The sequence below is a fragment of the Daejeonella sp. genome (assembly GCF_037719425.1).
GTDB lineage: Bacteria > Bacteroidota > Bacteroidia > Sphingobacteriales > Sphingobacteriaceae > Daejeonella.
The window spans coordinates 22329-47042 of sequence record NZ_JBBJNI010000010.1 but is presented as its reverse complement, the minus strand read 5'-3'; the positions used below and the strand labels follow the sequence as shown (position 1 = coordinate 47042).

Below are 24714 nucleotides of genomic sequence, written 5' to 3'. Positions count from 1 at the left end.
ACATCCGTGACAGCGATCTGGTTGTAAACGTAGTTAAAGGGAAAGCGCTTACCAATATGCGTGCATCTGGTACCGACGATAACGCCCGTATCGCAACAGCAATTAAATTCTCACTTGAAGAAGCTATGGAATATATCCAGGCTGATGAATATATCGAGATCACACCGAAGAGCATGCGTTTACGCAAGATCTATTTGAGTGAAAATGAGCGTAAGATCAACGCTAAGAAGTTTGTGAATCAATAATTTTATTGGATATTATTAAGTTTAAGGGCTCAGCAAAAAACTGAGTCCTTATTTTTTTAGACAAATCTTAAAGAAAAATTTTTATCTAAGTTTGCACTTAATGAGGATTCCTTCCATTCCCGGGTTTGACCCTGAAGCTTTTCAAAAGTATTTTAAGAATACCGGATGGTTGATGTTCGGCAAAATACTGAGCCTCATTGTCGGAATTTTCATTGCTAAGTTTTTAGGTCCTCACGATTTCGGTGATCTTAGTTTTGCTACAGCATTTGTCGCCATTATAGCGGCAGTGGGGACGCTCGGACTTGACAGCTTTGTCATTCGTGAGATCCTTGACAAGCCAGACAAGCGGGACGAAATATTAGGAACTTCCTTTTGGATGAGGCTTGGCGTTAGCCTGGTTCTGGTACCTTTATCAGTACTTATTTATATTTTCTTCAGAAGTGTTGCAGAGCAACAGGGAACCGAATTGACCCTGGCTATCACATTCTGTGCGTCTGCTTTATTTTTCAAAGCATTCAATATCATTGATTCTTACTTTCAATCCCAGGTCAGGTCGAAGTTTGTGGTGAAGGTGCAGAACGTCTGCCTGATCTTATCCTCCCTGATTAAAATCAGTTTCGTGTTACTAAAGCTTCCTCTTGTTTATTTTGCATTCGCATTAGTAATCGACGGACTTATGCTTGCTGTTGGCCTGGTTATCATTTACCATGGAGAAAACCTTCATATCAGGAATTGGGTATTCAATCCTTCACGTGGCAGAGCGCTTCTGAGTAAATCGTGGCCGCTGATTTTGTCAGCTGTTATGGTTACGTTGTATATGCATATCGATATCCTCATGCTTAAGTATTTTGCCGGGAGTACGGAAGCGGGCATTTACAGCTCAGCTGCCAAAATTAGCGAGTCGTGGTATTTTATACCGGTGGCGATAGTAACCTCAGTTTTCCCAGCTATCATTCATGCGCGTAAAACTGACCCGCTGCGTTATCAGAAACGATTGCAGAATTTATACGATCTTCTTGTCATTATTAGCGTGCCGGTAGCAATCATAGTAAGTTTGGGAGCGGATACTTTTATTCACCTGATCTACGGGGATAGATTTGAAGGGGCAGGCATTATGCTTTCAGTTCATATCTGGTCCGCAATATTTGTGTTTCTGGGAAGTGCAAGCGGCCAGTATCTGTTGGCTGAGGGTTTTACGATGATTTCGTTTTACCGGACTGCGATCGGCGCAATTGTTAATATTCTTTTAAATATTTGGTTAATACCATTACATGGCGGACTGGGCGCTTCAATCGCAACTCTTATAGCATATTTGATAGCGACATTTTCTATTCTAATTTTTTCTAAAACAAGATCTCAAGGAATAATGATATTGAAGTCCTTGTTTTTGATCAATATATTTTCAGTTTTAACAGGAAATTTAAAGAAGAAATAGGGTACGGGAAGTAAAAAATTAATCGTTAAGGAATACAAAATGAAAAGGCTTTTAGGGAGATTTTATCCAGCGGCACTAATTAACACTGTCAAAAATTATTGGTTACTTTCTGCGGAATTTGGTCAGTTTAAAACCATGAGTAATGGTTGTATCGATAAGAATAACGAATTTATTCCATGGTATACCTATCCTGCAATTGAATATATTAAGCAGTTAGATTTCTCCGACAAATCAGTATTTGAGTTCGGTTCTGGCAATTCAACTATATTCTGGTCTAAGCGCTGCAAAAAGGCAGTTTCTATTGAGGATAATCAGGATTGGTACAACAAAATGAGTCCGGATCTGCCTTGGAATGTCGAATATAAATTAGTCCCGGATAAAGCGGATTATGTAGATTCAATCAACCAGTTTTCTGACGGCTTTGATATCATTATCATCGATGGAAATCATAGGTATGAGTGTACTGTTGAGGCACTGAAAAAACTAAACACCGATGGAATTATCATCCTGGATAACTCAGACTGGCATGAAAAAAGCGCCAAGCTTTTACGCGATGCGGATCTGATTGAAGTAGACATGGCTGGATTTGGTCCAATAAATGGCTATACCTGGACTACTTCATTTTTCCTTTCAAGGTCCGTAAAATTAAAACCTGCTTATGAGCGGCAACCCGTGAACGGGATAGGGGGGATCAAGAACTAGTCTGCTAATTATGCTTAAATATTAAGGTCCTTAGGGTCTTAGCCACAAGCTTGTAATTCCTCTCTGTTAAATATAGATATATATCATAGTTAAAAACCTCTTCAAATTCAATATGACCTTCCACCAGCAAGTATTCAGGTGAGAATTTTTCCCAGTCATTTGATTTTAGCACGTCAAAATCCAACCCTTCAACATCGATAGTTAAAAAGTCAATTTTAACACCGACCGGCAGATGGGTGTTTAGTATATCCCGTAAAGGAAGGACTTCAATATTTACACGTTTTGTGATTTTGTATTTATTATCCTTTTTGTCTACGGCCAGGGCAACCTCTTCTGAAAACGTATTTAAAGCAGGCTCGTTAAAACAATAGAATGTTAGATTACCTGGGTTAGAAGCAACGCCGATATTCAGGTTGATATCCCGGCTTCTTAAGATTTTAAAAGGAGTTATAGCAGTCGGCGTCGGTTCTATATTTATGCCTTTCCAGCCACGATTATAAAAGAAATTAGTGTTGGAATACCTTACCGGGTGATGAGCCCCAACATCCACATAAAATCCTTTATAGTGTTTCCTGGTTTCATAAAACGATTTTAATATCATGTCTTCCCCATCCTGTGAATAAGATCTGTATGATTTAAAATGATGAAGGGGTAGATGTTTTAAGATGAAAGTTTTAATGCCCGGCATTTTGCTAAATTACAAATTCTAGCTAATTTCATCCCGAACACCGCAAATTAGACTATTAATAGAATGTCGGGTACTGCAGGCCTGTTGCTTTTATTGTACTTCAAGAAATTCTATACCTTATTTCCCAGCCACCTCAAATTAAATGCACAAAAAAGAAATAATTAATACTGGATTAAAGAACGCATATGATAATTTTTATGTAGGGATGGACGAGCAATGGCGATTGCTTAGTGCAAAATACAAGGCTCAAAATATTATAGACGTCTGCGTAACTCGACCGTTCAAAAAGGTTCTTGAAGTTGGGGCAGGTGACGGAAGTATCCTGAAGTTCCTCGACGAACTTCAATTCTCTCCCGAGATCCATGCTTTGGAGATTTCTCAGAGCGGGGTTGAACAAATAGACAACAGAAAGATCAGCAGCTTAAAGTCTGTGCAAATATTTGATGGCTATAATATCCCTTTTGGGGATAATGAGTTTGATCTTGTGATCCTATCACACGTTCTGGAACATGTTGAATTTGAGAGGATGTTGCTGCGCGAGCTTAGAAGAGTATCGAAATATGTGGTGATCGAGGTTCCAATAGACTATAGGTATGGTGTGGATAAGAGAATGAAGCATTTTCTGGCCTATGGCCATATTAACATGTACACTCCAAGTTCTCTCCGATTTTTGCTGCAGACCGAAGGTCTTGAAATTGTTACCGGCAAGATCTCAGTCATAGAACCTGAGGTAACAAAATTCAATACTTTTGTTAACCAGAAAAAAAGTAGGAGCTTTCTAAGCTCGTTAAAGATTGATATTGAATTCTGGGTTAAGATGTTCGTGATTAAACTTGGCGGCAAACAACGACACGAGAAATTTGCGAGTGCCTATACAGTGCTGTTGCAGAAAACAAAAGATTCAGAAATTCTAACCTGATCGCTAACAAATTCATGAGAAGCAGAACATATTTTCTTTCTTTCCTGGTAATAGGTATTATTGTTTTGATTGGAAGTGGTGCTTTTCGGCAGATTGAACGAGGTTTTGCACTGGACTCATTGCTAATTCGCAAGCAGTTTGCCTCTTCCCCGGCATTATCGGCTGAAGAATCAATGAAAACAATGCAGCTTGAAGAAGGGTTCATAATTAAGATAGTTGCCACAGAGCCGCTTGTTAATACACCGGTAGCGACAATATTTGATAAGACAGGCCGTATTTGGGTAACAGAAATGGAGGGTTATATGCCTGACACGGTGGGTACCGGCGAAGAGCAGCCCAAGGGAAGGATAGTGATCCTTAGTGACAAAAATGGCGATGGAGTTATGGACGATCGAAAAATTTTCCTGGACTCTCTTATACTTCCTCGTGCGATATGCCTTATAGGAAATGGGATCCTGGTGGCTGAATCGCCGCGTTTATGGTTCTACGAGATACGTAACGATAAGCCAGTTAAAAAGACCCTGGTAGATTCTTCATATGCCGAGGGCGGAAACGTTGAACATCAGCCAAACGGCCTCTTCCGTGCATTAGATAACTGGATATATAATGCTAAATCTGATAGACGCTATCGTAAGCAAGGAGAAAAGTGGATAATTGAACGAACTCATTTCCGCGGGCAATGGGGAATTACCCAAGATGATCAGGGAAGGTTATTTTACAATACTAATGCAGAAAATTTACTCGGAGATCTTTTTAGTCCGGGCTTTGGTGCCTCGAATGAAAATCAAAAAACAGTGTCGGGTTACAACCGGAAGATAGTTAGCAACACGAAGGTGTATCCTGCAAGGGCAACCACGGGTGTTAATCGCGGTTACCAGCCTGGTATTCTTGATGATAGTCTGAAACTGGTTGATTTTACTGCTGCATGCGGGCCTGTTATCTATAACGGTCACCTGTTTGGTAAGCAGTACTACGGAAATGCGTTTGTTGCAGAACCATCAGCTAATCTGATAAAGAGAAACATTTTAACCAATGAAGGCTATTCGATTACCGGCAGACAGGCGTATACTAACAATGAATTTTTAAGAAGTACAGATGAGCGTTTCAGGCCGGTTAATTTATATAACGGGCCGGATGGCGCTTTATATATTATCGATATGTACCGCGGCATCATCCAGCATAAGACATATATAACTCCATATTTGAAGAATGAGATTAAAGAGCGTTCCCTTACTGAGCCTCTTTCGTATGGAAGGATATATAAGGTCATCCCAAGGAATAAAAAATCAAGAGCGATCAAGTTCCCTGACGATAAACGTAAACTAGTTAAGTTATTAGGCCATCAGAATGGATCAGTCCGCAGTATGGCTCAGCAATTACTGGTTGATGGGGGCGATCAGACTATAGCGCCAGAACTGAGAAAGATTCTAAAAAATTTCGAGGTGCCGCTTGCTGCGACTCATGCGATGTGGACGATGGAAGGGCTGGGAATATTAAATAAAGACGATATATGGCCTCTGCTCACGAGCACAGACCGGAACCTTCAAATGCAGGCGTTTAGTGCCTCGCGTTCGCTTATAAGCAAGAACAATTATAAAGACTTCGTAAAGCTGTTTGATCAGATGATCGTTCAAAAGGACCGACTTGCAGCCCCATACGTTGCCTTTCTAGCCTTGGCGATTAAACCTTTTGATTATGCCACTTACAAAGCATTGCTTATAAATCTCGCTGGAAGTTTTGGGATTGACGTATATGTTGCTGATGCGGTGATCAGCAATCTTAAGAATGAAGAAGCCGCATACTATAAGGAATTTACAGGGTTAAATCCTGATACAGGCCTGATAATAAACAAAAGACTAAAGAGGGTGGTCGCTGACGCAGAGAAGGCTAAAAACAACAAAGCTGATCTTGCCTTGCAGTATCCACGAGGGGCGTCGATTTTCAAATCATTTTGCCAGACGTGTCACGGGCCCGACGGTAATGGAGTTACTTCTCTTGCCCCACCGCTTAACAACTCCGAATGGGTGGTCGGAGATAAAGATAAACTCAGTGCGATTGTTTTGTACGGCCTGACCGGACCGATTCAAATTGGAAATAAGCTTTATAAGTCGCCAGAAATAAATGGCGAGATGCCTGGAATTGCTTCTAATGATGAGTTCTCTGATAGAGACATTGCCCAATTACTGAATTATATCAGGAACTCCTGGAGCAATAAAGGAGATGGTATCGCGCCAAAAGACGTAACCGATATTCGTAATAAGTTTAAAGGGCGCCAGAAGCCGTTTACTATGGACGATTTGAATGGTATGAAATAGGTGTATTTGAAGTCTGAGGTCGAATGTGCGAACTGTTTTGGCATTTGGATCTCCGACATCAGACCTCATTAAGACATGGAAAAGAAAGTTATACGAGCAGGAATCGTCGGATCCGGTTTTGCAGCAAAATTTCACTTTGATGCGCTTCAACGGGTTTACAGCACCCGGGTAGAGATTGCAGGAGCCTACTCACCTAACGCCGAACGCCTCTCGGAGTTCACAAGCGCGCGTAATCTGAAGCCATTTCATGATCTGGATGAGCTCATACAGAGTTCCGATATAATTCACGTTTGTACACCACCAATCACACATGAACCAATTGTTATTTCGGCTTTAAAACAAGATAAGCACGTGATCGTTGAGAAACCTTTCACCGGATATTTCGGAGATGGAAGTCCCGGGTTTTGTGGCGATCTGTTTTCAAAAGAGATTGGACTGACGAAAGCGATGGAAAGCATTACCAAAATGATGGATGCCGAGAGTAAAAGTGAAGGAAGTATCATGTATGCTGAAAATTGGATCTATGCTCCGGCAATTCAAAAGCAAAAAGAGCTTCTGCAAAAGACCCGGGCCCAGATCATTTGGATGCATGGTGAGCAATCCCACTCGGGTTCTCATTCCCTGACATACGGCGACTGGAAATTTTCAGGTGGTGGTTCGATGATGGGCAAGGGCTGTCATCCCCTCTCCGCGGCTATATATTTAAAACATGTTGAAGGAAGGGTGCGTAATGGTACACCAATCAGACCAAAGACCATTTCAGCAAGAACGCATGCGATAACCCGCATGCCCGGATTTAAGGATGAGGGTCATCTGCGCACAACATATAAAGACACAGAAGATTTTGCAATGCTGCATGTTGTTTTTGAAGATGGAACCCTTGCCAATTTGATTGCAAGCGAATTAGTATTAGGGGGAGTTCATAACTGGTTAGAGGTGAACACCAGCAATCACAGGACCCGTTGCAACATTAATCCAAACAATTCTATGCAATCCTATACTCCTCGTCAAGAGGTTTTCGAAGATGTGTATATAGTGGAGAAAACAGAAACCAAGCAGGGCTGGTCGTCTATTTCCCCCGACGAGGGCTGGTTTTCCGGTTATCAGCAGGAGATGGATGCTTTTTACAGATCAGCTGCATTTAACGAACCCATAGAAAGCAATAGTAAGCTTGCAGCGGATGTGATTGCTACCATTTACTCAGGTTACATATCGGCAGAAAGAAAGGGTGCTGAAGTGGAGATTCCTATTTTATAATGTGCCTGTTTAAGGGATGACTTTTAGGTCAAAATCATTAAATCTGAGTGACGAAGGCCTGGCAATGAGCTCTGACCTTATAGTTATCGAATCAGTCACATTAATATTCGCGGAATTATTTAAATGGCTGATCAGCTTACCGGCGGCAATTTCACCCATCTCAAAGCCGGGATAATTGATCGTTGATAGATTTGGTTGGATCACCCGGGAAATCGGATCATTGTTAAATCCGATAAACGCGATGTCTTCAGGAATTCGTATTCCATTATTAATTAAGAACGACATACAACTGACTGCACAGGTATCATTTGCTGAAAATACTCCATCGGGTCTATAACTCATATTCATGATCTTTGCTGCAACATCAATACCAGCCTGCTCATCAAGTTTTGTGATCAAAATATTTGTCTCATTAAATTCCAAGCCAAAATCCCGTAATGCTGATTGATATCCGGATAATCTCTCAGCGTAAACATTTCTTGCCAGTGGGCCGGTGATATGTATGATGTTTTTGCAACCCTGCCCGATCAGATGTTTTGTAGCCTCATAACCAGCTTTTTTATTATCAATGATAATGTTTGTACAGAGAGGATGTTCCGGTACGCGGTCGAAAAATAATAAGGGAATACCTTTTTTTAAAAGTAGGTCAAAATGCGATGCGTCCGAAGTGTCATATGCCAACGAGATCATCAGCCCATCAACGCGATTGTTAAACATTGTTTTAACATTCAGTACTTCCTTCTGGGCTGATTCAAGAGACTGGCTGATGATTAAATTATAGCTGGCTTCATTAGCCACTTTTTCCATGCCTGCCAATACAGAAGACATGAAATTACTATTCATCCTGGGAATGATGACGCCTATTGTATTAGTGCGTTTACTTCTGAGATTACTGGCAAATCTGTTGGAGCGATACCCCATCACCTCGGCGGTCTCGTTTATTCTTTTTTTTGTTTTCTTACTGATAGCGGGATGATCTTTTAAACCACGGCTGACTGTTCCTGCAGAAATGTTTAATTCAGCTGCTATATCGTATATCGTTACTTCCTTACCAGATTGCATGTTTAAACGGCTATTAATGAATCTAATTTATAATTAAAAATATAATCGCCTGCGTGTTTTCAGCAGTTATTATAAAAACAAGTGGTTGAAAGTTAACGAAAGTTATTAGCAATGGTTAAGTAATAAAAAAATAGTGCAACCGATTGTAATTATCACGAAAAATATATATAACTTCATTCTATGTGCATTTGTACGGTAAATGTGAAGTATTTGACCTGTATAAAAAGCGGCTACACCTGCTATTTTGCGACTATAAACTCGTGGTAGCGTAAGATGTGTAAATTTAAGACAGCGTATTCGATATTATTTAAAAGATCGACTTGTATCCTCGCCGGACTATTATGCTGTATATCAGTCTCGCAAGCCCAGAAACTGGCGACCTTAAACGTGGAGTCCATTAAGGGATCTGCGGGTGCGGCCGCCGTTGTTAAATTCAATCTTGACGAAATAACTTTTTTGCCAGATTCTGTGCTCAGCCTTTTTGAAGTTACGGGTGGTAAAAGAGTAAATGTTGATTACCAACTAGAAGATCGGGGAAACCGTACTATCTATTGGATGATGAACCAATCCGGAACTCAATCTCAAAACCGGGTATTCGAACTTGTAAAAGCAGCGCCAGCAAAACCACTTATGCGGATGAATGCAGCCGCGGTTAATGGTGAGCTTACATTAAGTTCGGGTAACCGAGATCTTCTCAGGTATAATTATAAAGTGGTTTATCCGCCAAAAGGTGTTGACACAGTTTTTAAAAGGAGTGGCTTTATTCATCCTCTATGGACGCCGCACGGGCAGGAATTAACCAGAATAAATGCAGCCGACCACTATCACCATTTTGGCTTGTGGAATCCATGGACACATGTATATTTCGAAGGCGACACCGTGGATTTCTGGAACCTAAAGTCAAAACTCGGTACAGTACGTTTCGCTGGCTTTGTTTCCGTTAACAAAGGCCCGGTTTACGCCGATTACCAAACCCTTCATGAACACGTAGTCTTTAAAAAGAACGGTTCCGAGAAGGTTGCGATCAATGAGCTGCAGACGGTCAGGGTTTATCAGCCGGCAGACAACGATTATTATATTGCAGATATTACTATACAACTAAATTGTGCTTCCGAAAGCCCGGTAACGCTTGAGGAGTACCGTTATGGCGGCCTGGGTTGGCGGGCTACCGAAAAATGGCATAAAGATAATAGTGAAACATTAACATCTGGAGGCAAGGCCAGAAAGGATGCCGATGGCTCGAAAGCCCGCTGGGTTATAGTGCAGGGCAGTCTTGATAGTGATTATGGAGGTGCAGTAATGATGTCTTACCCGGCTAATTATAATCATCCTGAGCCATTAAGGATATGGCCGGAAACATCAAACAAGCGGGGCGATGTATTTGCAAACTTCTCACCTACAAAAGATAAAGACTGGCCTTTAGTTCCCGGAAAAGATTACGTACTCAAATACAGGCTGCTGGTATTTAATGGTAAGTATTCGAAAGATAAAGCGGAGGCTGCATGGCAGGCATTTGCTTACAATCCCCTTATAACTATTAAACAAAACAATCTTAAAGTAAAATAATGACAGCACTATTTTTTCAAACCAAATGTAAGAGCGCACTCCTGCTTATGATATTATCTCTCTTTATTACAGCGACAGTATTTGCAGCTGATAAAGAGCCAAATCTCAAGAAAGTTAAAATCCTTGTATATACAAAGAACGGAAAGGGTTATATCCATGACAACATTGCTGAGGCGGTAAAGGGCGTTCAAAAGCTAGCACTTGAAAACGGGTTTAAGGTAGATGTAACCGACGATCCATCTGTATACACTGACGAAAATCTTAAGCAATACACCATGCTTTTGTTTACCAGCACTAATAATGATGTATTCGATACAGATGCTCAGCGCCTGGCTTTCCGCAGATATATTGAAGCGGGTGGTGGCTTTGTGGGAGTTCACTCTGTTACAGGTACTGAACGCAATTGGACCTGGTTTAAGCAAATGATCGGCGGCACGTTCTCATGGCACGCAAAGAACCAGAAGTTTAAGGTTAAGGTTATTGATCCATCCCACTCAACTGTTAAAGGCCTTCCAATGGTATGGGAAAGAGAACTTGGAGATGAATGCTACTTCACGAAAGAGCTTTATCCGGGTATAAAAGTTACGATGGCCCATGATCTTAGCTCTCTTGATGAGCGTGATCAGGATAAGATTGCTCAGTTCTCTGCCCCATTTAAGGGTCTGTACCCTGCAGTGTGGTACCAGAAATTTGATGGCGGAAATATCTGGATAACAACTTTAGGACATAACAAAGAATATTACCAGCAGCCGTTGTACATGCAGCATCTTCTGCAAGGAATAAAGTTTGTTGCTGCGGAGGCCAGGAAATTAGATTATTCTAAAGCCTACGCGAGCAGCAGGGATACCCCGGTTCAATATTAACGTTCAATACCTTTAACTAAAAACATAAATTATGAATACTGATAAAAAGCCTTCATATACACGTAGAGATTTCGTGAAAACAGCTGCCAAAGGCGCTGTGCTAACCACCGTTGCGATGACTGGTTTTCCAACAATTGTACCGGCATCGGTCTTTGGTAAATATGCGCCAAGTAACCGGATAAATATCGGACAGATCGGATGCGGCCGTATCGCAAGAACTCATGATCTGGCGGAAACCTTCAAATACGATGTCGCTCAAATCATGGCAATAGCCGATGTAGATCGGAGCAGGCTAAAGAGCGGCAAACAAATGATCGAAGGTTGGTATGACAAAAAGATGAAGAAAACCGGCTACATCGACGTTAAGACCTATGATGATTATCACGAACTTCTTGCTAATAAAGACATCGATGCGGTGATGATCAGTACCCCTGATCATTGGCATGCACAGCCGGCTATTGAAGCAGCTATGGCAGGTAAGCATATTTATCTTCAGAAACCAACATCTCTTACTATTGAAGAGGGCCGTCAAATGAGTGATGCGGTTAGGAAATCCGGAGTTACATTTCAGCTGGGAAGCCAGCAACGTTCTGTAAATCCCTGGCCGCAGTTCAAACAGGCTTGCGAGCTTGTAAGAAACGGCCGGATAGGTAAGCTTCACACCGTTCATATCGGCCTTCCTATAGATCCATCCGGAGGAATTGCAACTGAAATGCCAGTACCTGAAGGATTTAATTACGATATGTGGCTGGGTTCTACGCCAGAGATCTATTATACCACAGATCGCGTTCACTCGCTGACAGATCCGGATTCAAGGGGCGGATGGCTTAGAATGGAGCAATTCGGGGCGGGTATGATCACCGGTTGGGGTGTTCACCACATTGACATTGCTCATTGGGGTATGAATACTGAACTGACAGGCCCCATCGAAATCGAAGCTACAGCTGAGTTTGCAAAGAAAGGATTATGGAACGTCCATGGGAATTATGAAGTTAGCGCCAAGTATGCTAACGGGGTTAAAATGTTAATGAGCAGTAAAAATCCTAACGGGATTCGCTTTGAGGGAACAGACGGATGGATCTTTGTTTCCAGAGGAAGCGTTGCGGTTACTTCATCTGACCCTACTTCACCTGGCGGACAAGCTAAGGCCTTCCAGGCGAGCGATCCAAAGATACTGACATCAGTGATTGGCCCGAAAGAGATCCATTTATATGAAAGTCCTGAGCAGCACGGAAACTGGCTTGATTGTATTCAGAGTAAAAAGCAGACGATCAGTCCGGCGGAAGTAGCTCACCGCTCATGCAGCACCTGCCTTTTGGCTCATGCTGCAATGAAAGTTCCGGGTAAATTATATTGGGATCCAAAAAAGGAAGTTTTCAAAAACAACGTCGAAGCGAATAAACTACTTTCAAGGCCACAAAGGTTCCCTTACGGCACGAATTATATTTCAAACAAGAAGAGCTAGTATGAGAAGATCTTTATTTATATTGATGTCAATGATAGCAGCGGGCTGTACAAGCACATCTGAATTAAGCACAAGAGATCAGAAAGTAAAGCTGATCACGCTTGATCCGGGTCACTTTCATTCTGCGCTGGTTCAAAAATCAATGTATGCTGATGTAGACTCCGTAGTATATGTTTATGCCCCGGAGGGAACCGATGTCCAATTGCATCTGGAAAAAATTGACTTGTATAATAAGCGTGCTGATGACCCCACCAAATGGAAAGAAGAGATTTACTTAGGAGATGACTTCTTCCAAAAAATGTTATCCGAGAAGAAGGGAAATGTGGTTATGCTTGCAGGAAATAACCTGAAGAAGACTGAATATATTAAGAGATCGATTGACGCAGGATTTAATGTCTATGCGGATAAGCCGATGGCTATTGATGCTAAGAGTTTTGAAGAACTGAGGGAAGCTTTCTCGTTGGCGGAAAAAAAGAAGCTGCTGCTGTATGATATAATGACGGAGCGCTTCGAAATTACAACCATGCTTCAAAAGGAGTTCTCTTTAATTCCTGAAGTGTTTGGAACACTTGAAAAAGGCACACCTGAAAATCCGGCGGTAACAAAAGAAAGTATCCATCATTTTTACAAATTTGTTTCTGGCAGTCCACTAACCCGCCCAGCATGGTTTATGGATGTTGCGCAGGAAGGAGATGGAATTGTAGACGTAACGACTCACCTGGTTGATCTGATCCAATGGGAATGCTTCCCGGACCAGACCCTTGATTACACAAAAGACATCCAGTTAAATAGTTCATCAAGATATCCAACGGATATAACACTTAGTCAGTTCAAAGCTATAACTAAAGTAGATCAGTTTCCGGATTATCTGCAAAAGTACGTTGAGCGGGATAGTATCCTAAAAGTTTACTCTAATGGCGAGTTTAACTACAAGATACGCGGTGTGCATGCAAAAGTGTCTGTTAAATGGGCTTATAAAGCTCCCGAAGGAACAGCAGATACCCATTATTCAATTATGAGAGGAACTCTTGCCAATCTTATTATTCGCCAGGGAGCCGAACAGCAATATAAGCCTGCATTGTATATTGAGCCAGTAGATGGCGCCACAAATGATTACAGCGATCAGCTGGCGGCAAAAATTAAAGATGTACAGACGAAATTTCCGGGTGTCGAATTAAAGAAATTGGATAAAGGTTGGGAGGTCATCGTCCCGGACAAATATAAAGAAGGGCACGAGGCACACTTTGCCAGGGTAACCGAGAAGTTTCTTGAATATCTCAAGAAGGGAAATATTCCGGACTGGGAGGTGCCGAACATGATAGCAAAGTATTATACTACTACTCAGGCCTTAGAGATGGCAAAGAAAAATAAGTAGCTGATCCTCCAAAATGAAAAGCACTCTGATTAACGAGAGTGCTTTTTTGTGTAACAGAAATTTGAAGTGACTAATTGGCTTTTAAATGGGTTTCATTACCGATTTTCGCTATATTTAGGGTTCCGGCTTCTAACCACAGGAACTTAATGATTTCTTTAAGATTTTTATATAAGGCACTTACAGTCATAGTTTTGATTTCCGCGGGCATTGCGTGGAAAGCTGTTGGTCAGAGTATGAATTTCAGCAGGCTGACAATTAATGAGGGCCTTTCTCAGAATACCATTTATTCGATCTTTCAGGACAAAACTGGCTTTGTTTGGATTGGTACTGAAGACGGACTGAATAGATTTGATGGCTATGAGTTTAAAGTTTACCGGCACCTGCCTTACGACAAGAATAGTGTCCGCAGCAACCAGATAAATAATATCTACGAGAATAAAGATGGGAATCTTTGGATAGCAACTTCTACCGGCCTTGATTTCTTTGACCGAAAAACGGAGAACTTCAAACATATCGATCTGAAACAGCCTGTCGGAACAAATACTTTCATAACTTATGTATCCGGTGACAGATTTGGTATGATTTGGCTCGGCACCCATTACGGATTAAAAAAATATGATCCAGCCACTGGTAAGGTGACATCATTCTCAGATAATATTCAAGTTATTTCTGGTAAAACGCGAAGGACGTATTCTGTTTTCATAGGAAGCGATGACATTGTTTGGGCCGGGGTCGGGTCAGAGATAACGAGAATTAATACGAAGAATAATTCTACCCTTCCCGCCATAGGGCAGATAGAGAGTGCTGCAGGTTGGGGCGGCAGCACGATCAGATCCATAAAAAAAGATGCTAAAAATAATGTTTGGATAAGTACCGAATCGTCTGGCTTATTCTTTTATTCTCCTGCAACAGGAAAAACGGTTAGCTACAACACCTCTAACTCCAATATATTAAGCAATACCATCCGGGATGTTTTTGTTAAAAACGAAAATGAGATCTGGCTTGGTACACGCGATGGCTTAAGTATTTTGAATGTGGGCTCAGGAGCTTTTTCAAATCATATTTACGATAAATATAATGCCTTATCTCTGAATCATAATTCAGTGCGCTGTTTTATGAAAGATAATGCCGGCAGTGTTTGGTTAGGAACCTTTTCTGGGGGGATCAACATTGTAGAGAACACAAGCGAAAAGTTCCATACTATCAGGGAACAATTAGGTTCCGATTACGGACTTAGCCACCGGGTGGTCAGTTCAATAACTCAAACTTCTCCCACTGATCTGTGGATGGGAACAGAAGGTGGCGGCTTAAACTACTATAACAAGAAAACGGGTGTGTTTAAGTCCTACCTGAACGGGTCAGCCTCAGCAAGGAATCCAAAAAATATTGTAAAGGCTTTGGCCGTCGACAAAAACAATAACCTATGGGTAGGATCTTTTGATGGCTTAAGTTACTTCTCCGTTAAAACCAATACTTTCAAGAATTTCGACTTGCCTGAGAATGTATTATCCAACAATACTAATCTCGTTTATTCATTAATGGCTGATAAAAATGGCGTTTGGGCAGGTACTGATGGCGCAGGCTTAACTTTTATTTCTGACAAAGGTGACCATAAAAGTTATACCCATCTTCCCGCAAATAAGAACAGTATAAGTTCTAATAATGTCCGGGCGATTATCCCCGAAAATGATCAGGTTCTTTGGATCGGTACGGAGAATGGCCTTAACCGTTTTGATAAAAATAAAGGCGTGTTCACGGCTTTCAAGGAAAACGATAATAATTCGGTTAGTTTAAGCAGCAATTCCATTTTGTCGCTGTTGATCGATAGTAAAAAGCGGCTGTGGGTTGGAACCAAGGGTGGTGGAGTAAACATGTTATATAAAGGAACTCAATTTTCAACGATTGATAGCCGAATGGGTCTTTCCAATGATGTTATTCATGGGATTCTGGAAGATAAATATGGTAAAATATGGGTTAGTACTAATAAGGGCCTCTCAAAGATCACGATCCTCAATAATACACTACCCTTCACCAGAAAGGATATTAAAATAGAGAACTTCACCATTTCGGATGGCCTTCAGAGTAATCAGTTTTCCGCCGCATCGTTGAAGACCTCTGATGATCAATTGTTTTTCGGTGGCATAGACGGGGTGAGTTATTTTAAACCCGAGAGTATAGCCATTAATAACTTCAAGCCTAAAGTAGTTATTACAGATATGATGGTTCGTAATGCCAGTGTTTCGTTCAAAAGCCCGAAGAGTCCGCTGACTCAACCAATCGAGCAGACAAACAATATTACTTTAAGCTACGATGAGGCTTTTATCACGCTTAAATTCGCTGCGCTGAACTTTATCAGTTCCGAGAAAAATCAATACGCCTATAAATTGTCCGGACTCAGAAGCGACGACGAATGGCATTATGTGGGTAACCAGAGAAGTGCTACCTACACGAATCTTGCAGCGGGTAATTACGTATTCACTGTGAAGGCGGCAAATAATGATGGTATCTGGAGTGAAAAGGAAACAACCATTAAGATCAAAGTACTGCCCCCAATGTGGAAGACCTGGTGGGCCTATACTTTGTACACTCTGTCAATCTGTTTCCTGCTTTATCTTTTCTACTATTACTCTGTTAAAACTGCCAGTCTGAAAAGCGAGCTTGAGCTTGAACACCTTACCCGCGAGAAAGACCTGGAGCTTACGCAAAGGAAGATGAGCTTCTTTACTAATATTTCTCATGAAATAAAGACGCCCCTTACTCTCATCCTGGCTCCTATTGATAAGCTGTTGGGTATGAATGAAGGAAATAATAAGATCCAGAATCAGCTGATGCTGATGCAGCGAAATGGCGAAAGACTTAAGCGCCTTATCAATCAGCTGCTCGATTTCAGGAAATTTGAATCCGGAAGCATGAAGCTTCAGGCAGCTGAGGGAAATATTGTACGCTTTGTTAAAGAGGTGGCAATGGCTTTCGAATCATATGCCCAGCATCGTAAGATAAGTCTGAAGATCAGTGTTGAGTCTAGCAGTATACGCGCTTGGTTTGACCGCGATAAGTTCGAAAAGATAATATATAACATTTTGTCTAACGCGTTGAAATTTACTCCCGAGGAAGGTAGGGTTATAATACGTGTCAGGACTGAAGGAACCGATGAATCCAACCGTAAGGTTGTTATTGATGTTGAAGACAACGGGCCGGGTATATCCCCGCTACACTTACCCAAAATATTCGACCAGTTTAATCACTTTGACGAAAGCGGAACGAACTATAGCGGTACCGGAATAGGATTATCTTTCTCAAAAGGTCTTATGGAGCTCCATCATGGCGATATAAGTGTCGAAAGTGTTCCTGCAGGAAATAATGATCATGGCCATACGTGTTTTACTCTGAAATTCCCTCTTGGAAGAAATCATTTAACAGATGAAGAGATAATTCAGAATTATAAGGATAGTGAAAATATTACGGGGTACAATGAATCGGATATCCCGCATTCAACCCGGGTAAGGTCGGAGGAGAAAAAACAACACGTGCTAAGTGCCGCTGACAAAGAAAAACTTATCATGCTGGTAGTGGAAGATAACACTGAAGTGCGTGAATTTGTAGCGTCGCATTTTGAACAGGACTTCGAGATCCACATAGCCAAAAATGGATTATTGGGCTGGGAGAAAGCACTGGAAACTATCCCAGACATTATTGTGAGTGATGTGATGATGCCGGAAATGAGCGGTACTTCCCTGTGCAGTAAATTAAAGTCAGATGCAAGGACCAGTCATATACCGGTGATACTTTTGACAGCACGGACGCCTTTAATCTTCAGGATAGAGGGGCTTGAAACAGGTGCGGATGATTATATCACCAAGCCATTTAATCTGAACATCCTCGAGGCGCGGATATGGAACCTGTTGGAGTCACGGCAGCTGCTGCGCGAGCGCTATCGTAAAGATATCACCCTTCAGCCGACCAATGTGGCAATAACATCTCCTGATGAAAAGTTCCTCGCCAAAGTAATGAGTTTCATCGAGAAAAACATCGCCGAATCGACCCTGAGCGTTGAAGAGCTTGGAAAGGAAGTGGGCATGAGTAGGGTAACCCTGTATCGTAAGATCAAGGCGTTAACTAACCAAACTGCTGTAGAGTTTATTCGCAGCGTGAGGTTGAAGAGGGCAGCCCAGCTTCTTGAACAAAATAAGCTTCATGTAAGCGAAGTAGCTTATATGGTTGGATTTATAGATATCGATTACTTCCGGCGATGCTTTAAAGATCAGTTCGGGCATACCCCTAAGGAGTATGCGAGTTTTACTTCGGAAAAGAATTAATTGAAAGTGGGAAATTGAAAACGGGAATATGCCTAACCTTTATATTATAGCAGGATGCAATGGCGCGGGTAAAACGACCGCGAGTTGATAATGTCGCCTTGTACCCAGAGATTGTTGCACAAGGTGAGAAGAATATCGAAAAGCTGATTGTAAAAGCTGATATTTGGGATATAATTTTAAAGCAAGGCGGTCGTGATAAAAAATAAGAAAACAGATCTCAACGAGCTGGCAGAAAAAGTATTAAAAGGTGTCAGAAAGGCTTTGCGGCAATTAGTGGAAACCAGTGCAGCTAAAAATGAAGAGTTAATCGTAGCGGATAAAAACGGGAATGCCAAGGCAGTTGCTGCAAAAGAGCTGTTGAAAACTCTTTCCTGATTCTATCTACAAAATTGATCTTCTGATACCCAGTTCCAATCCCCTGAGTTCTGCTAATCCTTTTAACCTTCCAATAATAGAATAGCCCGGATAGGTATTTCTTTTAAAATCATCCAGGATCATATGTCCATGATCGGGACGCATGGGAATAGCAATATCTCCTCTCCCTGACTTAATCCTCTTTTGCTGCTCCAGTATGATGTTCTTCATCACTGCATACATATCTGTACTGCCCGCCAGGTGCTCAGCCTCATAGAAACTGCCATCAGCTTCTCGTTTCACATTCCGAAGGTGGACAAAGTGGATATGTTCACCCAGCCTCTCCACAATTCCCGGTATGTCATTATCAGCCCTTGCTCCTAAGGAGCCGGTACAAAGCGTGATACCATTACTTGCTGAAGGCGCAAAACCAACAACATCTTTAAGATCGGCTTCATTTGAAACTACCCGGGGCAAGCCCAGGATCGGGAAGGGAGGATCATCTGGATGGATACACATTTTTATACCAGCCTCTTCCGCTGCCGGAATAATCCCCCGAAGGAAATAGGCAAGGTTCTCTTTAAGCTTTGATGCATTGACATCTGCATATCTTCTCAAATGTTCGCGGAACTCCTCTACTGTAAATACCTCATCTGTGCCTGGAAGTCCGGCCATAATAACATTGGTGACAAGCTTTATCTCATCAGCCGAAAGGCGATCAAGATAAGCCTTGGCGGCTTTTTGCTGTTCAGGCGTATATTCATTAAAGACATCTTCTCTTTCGAGGATGTACAGCTCAAATGCAGCCAGGGCAGAAGCTTCGTATCTTAGTGCACTCGCATTATTCGGCAGCCTGAAATCAAGATGGGTACGCGTCCAGTCCAGCACCGGCATGAAATTGTAGCAAACCGTTTTCAAACCTTGCTCACCCAGATTCTTTAATGACTTCACGTATTTTTCAATGTACTTGTCCCGTTCTGGTTCACCTGTCTTAATGCTTTCGTGGATATTTACACTTTCCACAACAGACCATTCCAAACCCGCTTCTTCAATGATCGTCTTTCGTTTCGCTATCTCGGAAACGGTCCACTCATCCCCGCAAGGGATATAATGTAATGCGGTAACTATTCCTGTTGCACCAGTTTGTCTGATATCCGCCAATGTCACTTCGTCATCCGGCCCAAACCACCGGAATGTATGTTCTAGGTTTTGCATTTATTTATGTCTATTTATGAAATTATTAATGCCTCTTAAGATTCCCTTCTTTTATCCATTTTATGAAGTGATGCTTATCATCAGTTCCGGTGATCTTTTTATATCCCAGTCTATCGTTAGAGGTATAGCCTCCACTCCAGGCGATTGTGAAAAAACTCTGTTCTTATCTGAACTGAGAATATTCAATGTGCCTGAGGTGGTAATTTTTAGTTTCCCATTCGCCTTTTTCAATAACATTCTTTGTGGAGAAATTACACTAACTACTTCATCGGCAGGAGAAACCAGAGGTAAATAAAATGATAGCTCTCCATTTCCAGGAATGTTTTTGGCGATGCTTCGGATCTCCACACCGGCGTCAGTGAAAAGATAATCCATCTCAAACTCAGCGGCACCGGCCGGCGTGTCTTTCAGGTCATGCGACACCAGTTTACCATTGATCTTTAGATGAACTCCTTTTTTTATGGGTTCTGAAGTAATTAATGCATTAACATCACGGCTGCTTCTGTAGGGAATGCCATTAATCACCATTTCCAGTCGCGGGGTGAGTAAAAGCTGCAGCTTATCCTCATTGCCCTGCATATTTGACCGTTCCCGGTGTTTTAACTCTGGAAAGAGGCTGTCAGTTAAAATAAGGCCCATATTTTCATGGTAAAGCAAGGATATGCTTCCACCACTTGCATGCGGACTTACCAGGTACTCTGTATCGTTGCTGGTTACGGTCGCTCTCCACTTACCCACAGAAACTAAATACGTTCCTATATCTTTAAATTCTTTCAACGCTGCTCCGTTTTCACGCGGCAGAGCAGAGCGGACAAAAGGCTTATTCGCAATTACTTTTTCGCTAAGCAGTGTTGCCAGCGATTTTGCATGTGCAAAATTATGGTGGACACAGGGCTTTACCCCATGCGAAACGTAGCCTGGGCCTCCATATAAAAATCCGTTATTAGTGCATTTATCGAGCATTTGGGCGTTTCGATAGGCAGCTTCGGAAAAAACGGGATCATATTTGCCCAATAAAGTAAGGCCAGCCTGGCAGCCGTCACTGTTGCGGCTTCCCCAATACGTCCATTTATGATTTCTGGTTCCGAACGAATCATCCCACCCGCCGTCAGAAAGCATGAATTCGAGATGTGTTTTCCAGGAATTCATTACGGTATCAAGCATTTTTTTATCCTGTATTTCCAGGGCATACAGCGTAAGAGTTGGGAGTGTTTCTTCAACATTATAACTGAGATCGACCGGCCAAAAGCCACGGGAGCTTCTTGTCCTGGGTTTTAGCTCTCCATAGATAAATGACGATACGGGGCTTAGGTAATCGTACACAAGTGCTGCAAGTTCCCGGCCTTTGTCAATAAATCTTTGTTCTTTAAGCAGCTTCCCGCCCAAAACCAGGGGGTAAGATGCACATAAAGGGTAGTTGACGTTTGAGGTATCAGCTTTTATAAATCCATAAATAAAATCGCAGGCTTTTCGTAACCTTAAAGTCCATTGCTGCCGTGTATCATTATCCAGCAAGTGAGAATAATATTTCAGTGACTCTCCCAATCCTGCAGCACCGAAAATGGTTATGCCTTTCCATGTATTTGCCGTAACATCATTAAACCAGGATCCGTCTTGCTGGCTTACATTCTTTTCTCCCCAGTTGAACACGTTAATAGCTGCCTTTCGGTATTTGTCATTTCCCGTGTGATTAGCCATATACAAAAGCGGAAAGGCAGCCTCGTGGCTCCTGCCATGAATAAACCCACAAGCAGGACACATAAAACCGCCATAAGTTTCAGGGCTATTTTTATCCTGACTCTGAACGCTGATCATCCCGTCACACCAGTCTTTGAGCAGCCTGTTGTACAGTACCAGGTCGGCTCGTTCAACTGGGCTTGAGGCAAGCAACTCACAGGGAATTCCCGAAACAAATCCTGCGGCCAATGCACCGAGACCGGCTTTCTTAATAAATATTCTCCTGCTGTCGTTCATTAAGGAAAAGCCATTGCATCCAGGCTGGTTCAGTTATTTAACAAAGGCAAGATACAGAGTAATCTTTATTTGCGGCGTGGTGAATGGTTCATAAATACCGGACAAATGGGTAAAAAAGTAGTACGTTCTACGTGATACGTTCTACGTGGGTTTAAAGGTTAAATTATATTTATTGGTCCAAATTTGAAAACTGGATTGCCAGAACGTACAATGCATCACGTAAAACGTATAATGTTCCTGATACAATTCCCCTGCATATTTGCACGATCTGGCTTTGTTTACAGTTGAGGGTATGATTACCTTTAAATGCACCGCAAAGCAACAGTACATCAACGCAAATTAATATTCCCGGGACTGGGGAACTTAAAAATTTAACATGATAGATTATTTTAAATACTCTTTCTTTCGCATTTTCCTGAGTTTCGTTATTCTCGTCTTTTTTGCAGTTAATAATATTTCTAAAGCGGAGAATTACTATATAAATAGTAGAGAGGGCGCTGATTCTCAATCCGGGACAAAGGAAACTCCATGGAAAACTCTCAAAAACCTGGATAGGAAATTCATGCCCGGAGATAGTATTCTATTTGCGAAAGGATCATCTTATAAGGGTGGGTTTATCTTTACAAGTTCGGGGACTGGAGCAAATCCAATTGTTTTCTCCAGCTATGCTGTAGGGCCCGATGTGATCTTGAGTAATGACAGGACCAAGCTTACCCCTTTGTTTCAAAAATATGGCGCTGGCCTTGCGCCTGCATTTACAAACCCCGAATGGGGAGTGCTCAACGGAAATATCTTAAGGATTGAGGGAAGCTATATAACGATTGATGGCTTGTACTTTCACAATAACACTAATCCGCCGGGGTCGGATAAGACTACTAAAAATGTACAAAAGCTTGGTGCTGTTTATCTCAGCACAGGAACTCATAATAACGTGGTTAAGAACTGCGAGTTCTTCCAGACCCCGGTTGGAATAAAGATCAAAAGCACCAATAGTCTTATAACCAGGAACTATCTGCATGATGCTCCGAATATGATGGCTTATTCCTGGGGTGCGATAGCAATTATGGTGGTTAGAGGGAACAATGAAATATCCCACAACAGGATCGAAAATTACGGAGCTTATGGCGGGCCTTATGGATCAGATGGCGGTGTAATTGAGTTAGATGGGGTAGACAATGATTTCAAAGCAAATAATATCAATATCCATCACAATATTTCTATTAACAATCACGGTTTCTTAGAGATAGCAGCCCGAAACGTGGATAGTATTACAGTCGCTTACAATTTGAGCGATGACAAGAACCAATTTGTTGGTGGTGGATCTATGAAGGTTAATATTTATAATAATACGGTGATCCGCACACGTGAGCCGAGTGTAGACAGATATATTTTCTGGACATTTGACCGCGACCAGGTTGTATTTAATGTGCGCAATAATATTTTTGTTTTCCCGAAAGACATCCAGGTTTTCGGGCCATACATCAAGCCAACTGGCCATGTACGTACGCGCGTAGGTGAGCAAAATCATGACCACAATCTCTTTTATTCGCCGGAAAATAATGATCCGCTTGGTTTAGCAAAAGGAAAAGGCGAGATTATAGCAGATCCTCTTTTTGTTGACCCCGCTAACCGCAATTTCAGGCTGAAAGAAAGCAGTCCGGCGACGAACAGAGGTGTCAGTTTGGGATATGAATATAATCTTGACGGTTATGCTGTCCCAAATAAGAAGCCTAATCTTGGAGCGTATTAATTAAGTTGAGAGTTGAAAGTGGAGAGTTGTGAGTGAGCGTGACGCGCATAAGAACAGGTAGCTTTACTACTTACAGCATTTAGTTCCAACAATCAACAACAAACTGCTGTCATTGCGAGCGCAGCGCGGCGAAACAACCAAACATGACGTTAAAAATAGATGGGAGGGATATCTCCGCGCAGGTAAAACCAGGGGCTGATAAGCATCCTAATTGCATTAGAACTGTCTTTTTATATTTTTTGTTAGCTGGTGCTTTCCTTTTTTCCGCTTGCAGCCCGAAACCCTTCAGACTGGTTCTTCTCCCGGATACTCAGACATATACGCGCTTATACCCGGAAATATTCGAGTCTCAAACCAAGTGGATCGCATCCCAGGCCGACAGTATTGACTTTGTACTTCAGCAGGGTGATATAACCGACAACAACGTGGATTCGCAATGGGCCGTGGCTGTTACTTCCATGAGCATGCTCGATGGTAAAGTACCTTACACCGTTGCGCCGGGAAATCATGATATCGGAAAGAATTCAGACGTGCGCAATACAGATTTATTCAACAAATATTTTCCGTTTGCGAAGTATAGCGCGATGGAGGGCTTCGGCGGTGTATTCAAAACAGGTGAAATGGATAATAGCTGGCATACGTTTAAGGCAGGCGGGCTGTCCTGGCTGATCCTGTCGCTGGAATTTGCTCCCCGTAATAGCGTATTAAGCTGGGCCGGACGGATCATTGAAGATCATCCCCGGCATAAAATCATCATTAATACGCACGCCTACATGTATTCTGATGATTCACGCATGGCACCTCCTGATAAATGGACGCCTGTTGCCTATGGGATCTGGAAAGATACCGGAGATAATACCCCTAACGACGGTGAGCAGATCTGGGACAAGCTGGCGGGCAAGTATAGGAACGTAATGTTTGTCTTCAGCGGCCATGTGCTTAACGATGGTACCGGAAAACTCGTGAGCACAGGTGTACACGGGAATAAGGTCTACCAGTTGCTCGCCAATTATCAGCAAGGAGTTATTGGTGCCGTTAAGGGTGGAAATGGTTTCCTGAGGATCGTTAGTCTTGATCCCAAAGGCAAAACGATTGATGTAAAAAGCTACTCGCCATATCTTAAACAGTATAAGGTAGAAGACGACCAACAGTTCACCTTTGAAGGAGTAAGCTTCCGCTAAATCCCCCCTCATTTATAAGTTTATTTTACTTG

The 24714-nt window shown here is 42.1% G+C and carries 18 protein-coding genes and 1 pseudogene; 15 read left to right on the top strand and 4 right to left on the bottom strand.

All coding sequences use genetic code 11. From position 1 onward, the window contains the following. From WKF69_RS02625 to WKF69_RS02615, 3 genes and pseudogenes are all read left to right on the top strand, one after another. A pseudogene (locus tag WKF69_RS02625) lies at positions 1 to 245 on the top strand (translational GTPase TypA); the annotation flags it as partial. A 100-nt stretch (positions 246 to 345) separates the two neighbouring features. Beyond that, a complete protein-coding gene (locus tag WKF69_RS02620) occupies positions 346 to 1680 on the top strand; it encodes a flippase (protein WP_340379321.1) in 1335 nt (444 codons plus the stop codon). A 39-nt stretch (positions 1681 to 1719) separates the two neighbouring features. After that, positions 1720 to 2382, top strand: coding sequence for a hypothetical protein (locus tag WKF69_RS02615; RefSeq protein ID WP_340379320.1), 663 nt, complete (start codon positions 1720 to 1722; stop codon positions 2380 to 2382). Between the two features lie 4 nt (positions 2383 to 2386). On the opposite strand, the gene WKF69_RS02610 is transcribed toward WKF69_RS02615, so the two are convergent. Further along, the gene (locus WKF69_RS02610; RefSeq protein ID WP_340379319.1) at positions 2387 to 3070 is read right to left on the bottom strand and encodes an FkbM family methyltransferase; all 684 of its coding nucleotides are present in this window, start codon (positions 3068 to 3070) and stop codon (positions 2387 to 2389) included. 142 nt (positions 3071 to 3212) lie between these two features. Between WKF69_RS02610 and WKF69_RS02605 the strand changes: the two genes are divergently transcribed. The 3 genes from WKF69_RS02605 (at position 3213) to WKF69_RS02595 (ending at position 7561) form a co-directional block, all read left to right on the top strand. Beyond that, entirely contained in the window at positions 3213 to 3989 is a 777-nt protein-coding gene (locus WKF69_RS02605) for a class I SAM-dependent methyltransferase (RefSeq protein WP_340379318.1), read from the top strand. Positions 3990 to 4003: 14 nt separating this feature from the next. Next, positions 4004 to 6304: a c-type cytochrome gene (locus WKF69_RS02600; RefSeq protein WP_340379317.1), complete on the top strand. Its 2301-nt coding sequence runs from the start codon at positions 4004 to 4006 to the stop codon at positions 6302 to 6304. A 75-nt stretch (positions 6305 to 6379) separates the two neighbouring features. Further along, positions 6380 to 7561, top strand: coding sequence for a Gfo/Idh/MocA family oxidoreductase (locus WKF69_RS02595; RefSeq protein WP_340379316.1), 1182 nt, complete (start codon positions 6380 to 6382; stop codon positions 7559 to 7561). 9 nt (positions 7562 to 7570) lie between these two features. On the opposite strand, the gene WKF69_RS02590 is transcribed toward WKF69_RS02595, so the two are convergent. Beyond that, entirely contained in the window at positions 7571 to 8623 is a 1053-nt protein-coding gene (locus WKF69_RS02590) for a LacI family DNA-binding transcriptional regulator (protein ID WP_340379315.1), read from the bottom strand. Positions 8624 to 9010: 387 nt separating this feature from the next. Between WKF69_RS02590 and WKF69_RS02585 the strand changes: the two genes are divergently transcribed. The 7 genes from WKF69_RS02585 (at position 9011) to WKF69_RS02555 (ending at position 18583) form a co-directional block, all read left to right on the top strand. Further along, positions 9011 to 10189, top strand: a complete 1179-nt coding sequence (locus WKF69_RS02585; RefSeq protein WP_340379314.1) for a PmoA family protein — start codon at positions 9011 to 9013, stop codon at positions 10187 to 10189. After that, on the top strand, positions 10189 to 11052 hold the full coding sequence (locus WKF69_RS02580) for a ThuA domain-containing protein (RefSeq protein WP_340379313.1): 864 nt from the start codon (positions 10189 to 10191) through the stop codon (positions 11050 to 11052). The genes WKF69_RS02585 and WKF69_RS02580 overlap by 1 nt, the downstream gene beginning before the upstream one ends. 31 nt (positions 11053 to 11083) lie before the next feature. Further along, positions 11084 to 12517: a Gfo/Idh/MocA family oxidoreductase gene (locus tag WKF69_RS02575; RefSeq protein WP_340379312.1), complete on the top strand. Its 1434-nt coding sequence runs from the start codon at positions 11084 to 11086 to the stop codon at positions 12515 to 12517. 1 nt (position 12518) lies between these two features. Next, a complete protein-coding gene (locus tag WKF69_RS02570) occupies positions 12519 to 13892 on the top strand; it encodes a putative oxidoreductase C-terminal domain-containing protein (RefSeq protein ID WP_340379311.1) in 1374 nt (457 codons plus the stop codon). Positions 13893 to 14038: 146 nt separating this feature from the next. Next, on the top strand, positions 14039 to 18208 hold the full coding sequence (locus WKF69_RS02565) for a two-component regulator propeller domain-containing protein (protein ID WP_340379310.1): 4170 nt from the start codon (positions 14039 to 14041) through the stop codon (positions 18206 to 18208). Positions 18209 to 18267: 59 nt separating this feature from the next. Continuing rightward, positions 18268 to 18414, top strand: coding sequence for a hypothetical protein (locus tag WKF69_RS02560; protein WP_340379309.1), 147 nt, complete (start codon positions 18268 to 18270; stop codon positions 18412 to 18414). After that, a complete protein-coding gene (locus tag WKF69_RS02555) occupies positions 18401 to 18583 on the top strand; it encodes a hypothetical protein (RefSeq protein WP_340379308.1) in 183 nt (60 codons plus the stop codon). The genes WKF69_RS02560 and WKF69_RS02555 overlap by 14 nt, the downstream gene beginning before the upstream one ends. Before the next feature lie 6 nt (positions 18584 to 18589). Here the strand turns inward: WKF69_RS02555 and uxuA are convergent, their stop codons facing one another. Both uxuA and WKF69_RS02545 read right to left on the bottom strand, forming a co-directional pair. Continuing rightward, positions 18590 to 19777 (bottom strand): mannonate dehydratase, encoded by a 1188-nt coding sequence (gene uxuA / locus WKF69_RS02550; RefSeq protein WP_340379307.1) that lies wholly within the window; start codon positions 19775 to 19777, stop codon positions 18590 to 18592. Between the two features lie 60 nt (positions 19778 to 19837). Further along, a complete protein-coding gene (locus WKF69_RS02545) occupies positions 19838 to 21751 on the bottom strand; it encodes a hypothetical protein (RefSeq protein ID WP_340379306.1) in 1914 nt (637 codons plus the stop codon). 376 nt (positions 21752 to 22127) lie between these two features. On the opposite strand from WKF69_RS02545, the gene WKF69_RS02540 reads away from it, so the two are divergent. After that, positions 22128 to 23501 carry a hypothetical protein gene (locus WKF69_RS02540; RefSeq protein ID WP_340379305.1) on the top strand — a complete coding sequence of 458 codons (1374 nt, stop codon included), beginning with the start codon at positions 22128 to 22130 and terminating at the stop codon, positions 23499 to 23501. A 143-nt stretch (positions 23502 to 23644) separates the two neighbouring features. After that, on the top strand, positions 23645 to 24682 hold the full coding sequence (locus WKF69_RS02535) for a metallophosphoesterase (RefSeq protein ID WP_340379303.1): 1038 nt from the start codon (positions 23645 to 23647) through the stop codon (positions 24680 to 24682). Positions 24683 to 24714 lie beyond the last annotated feature (32 nt).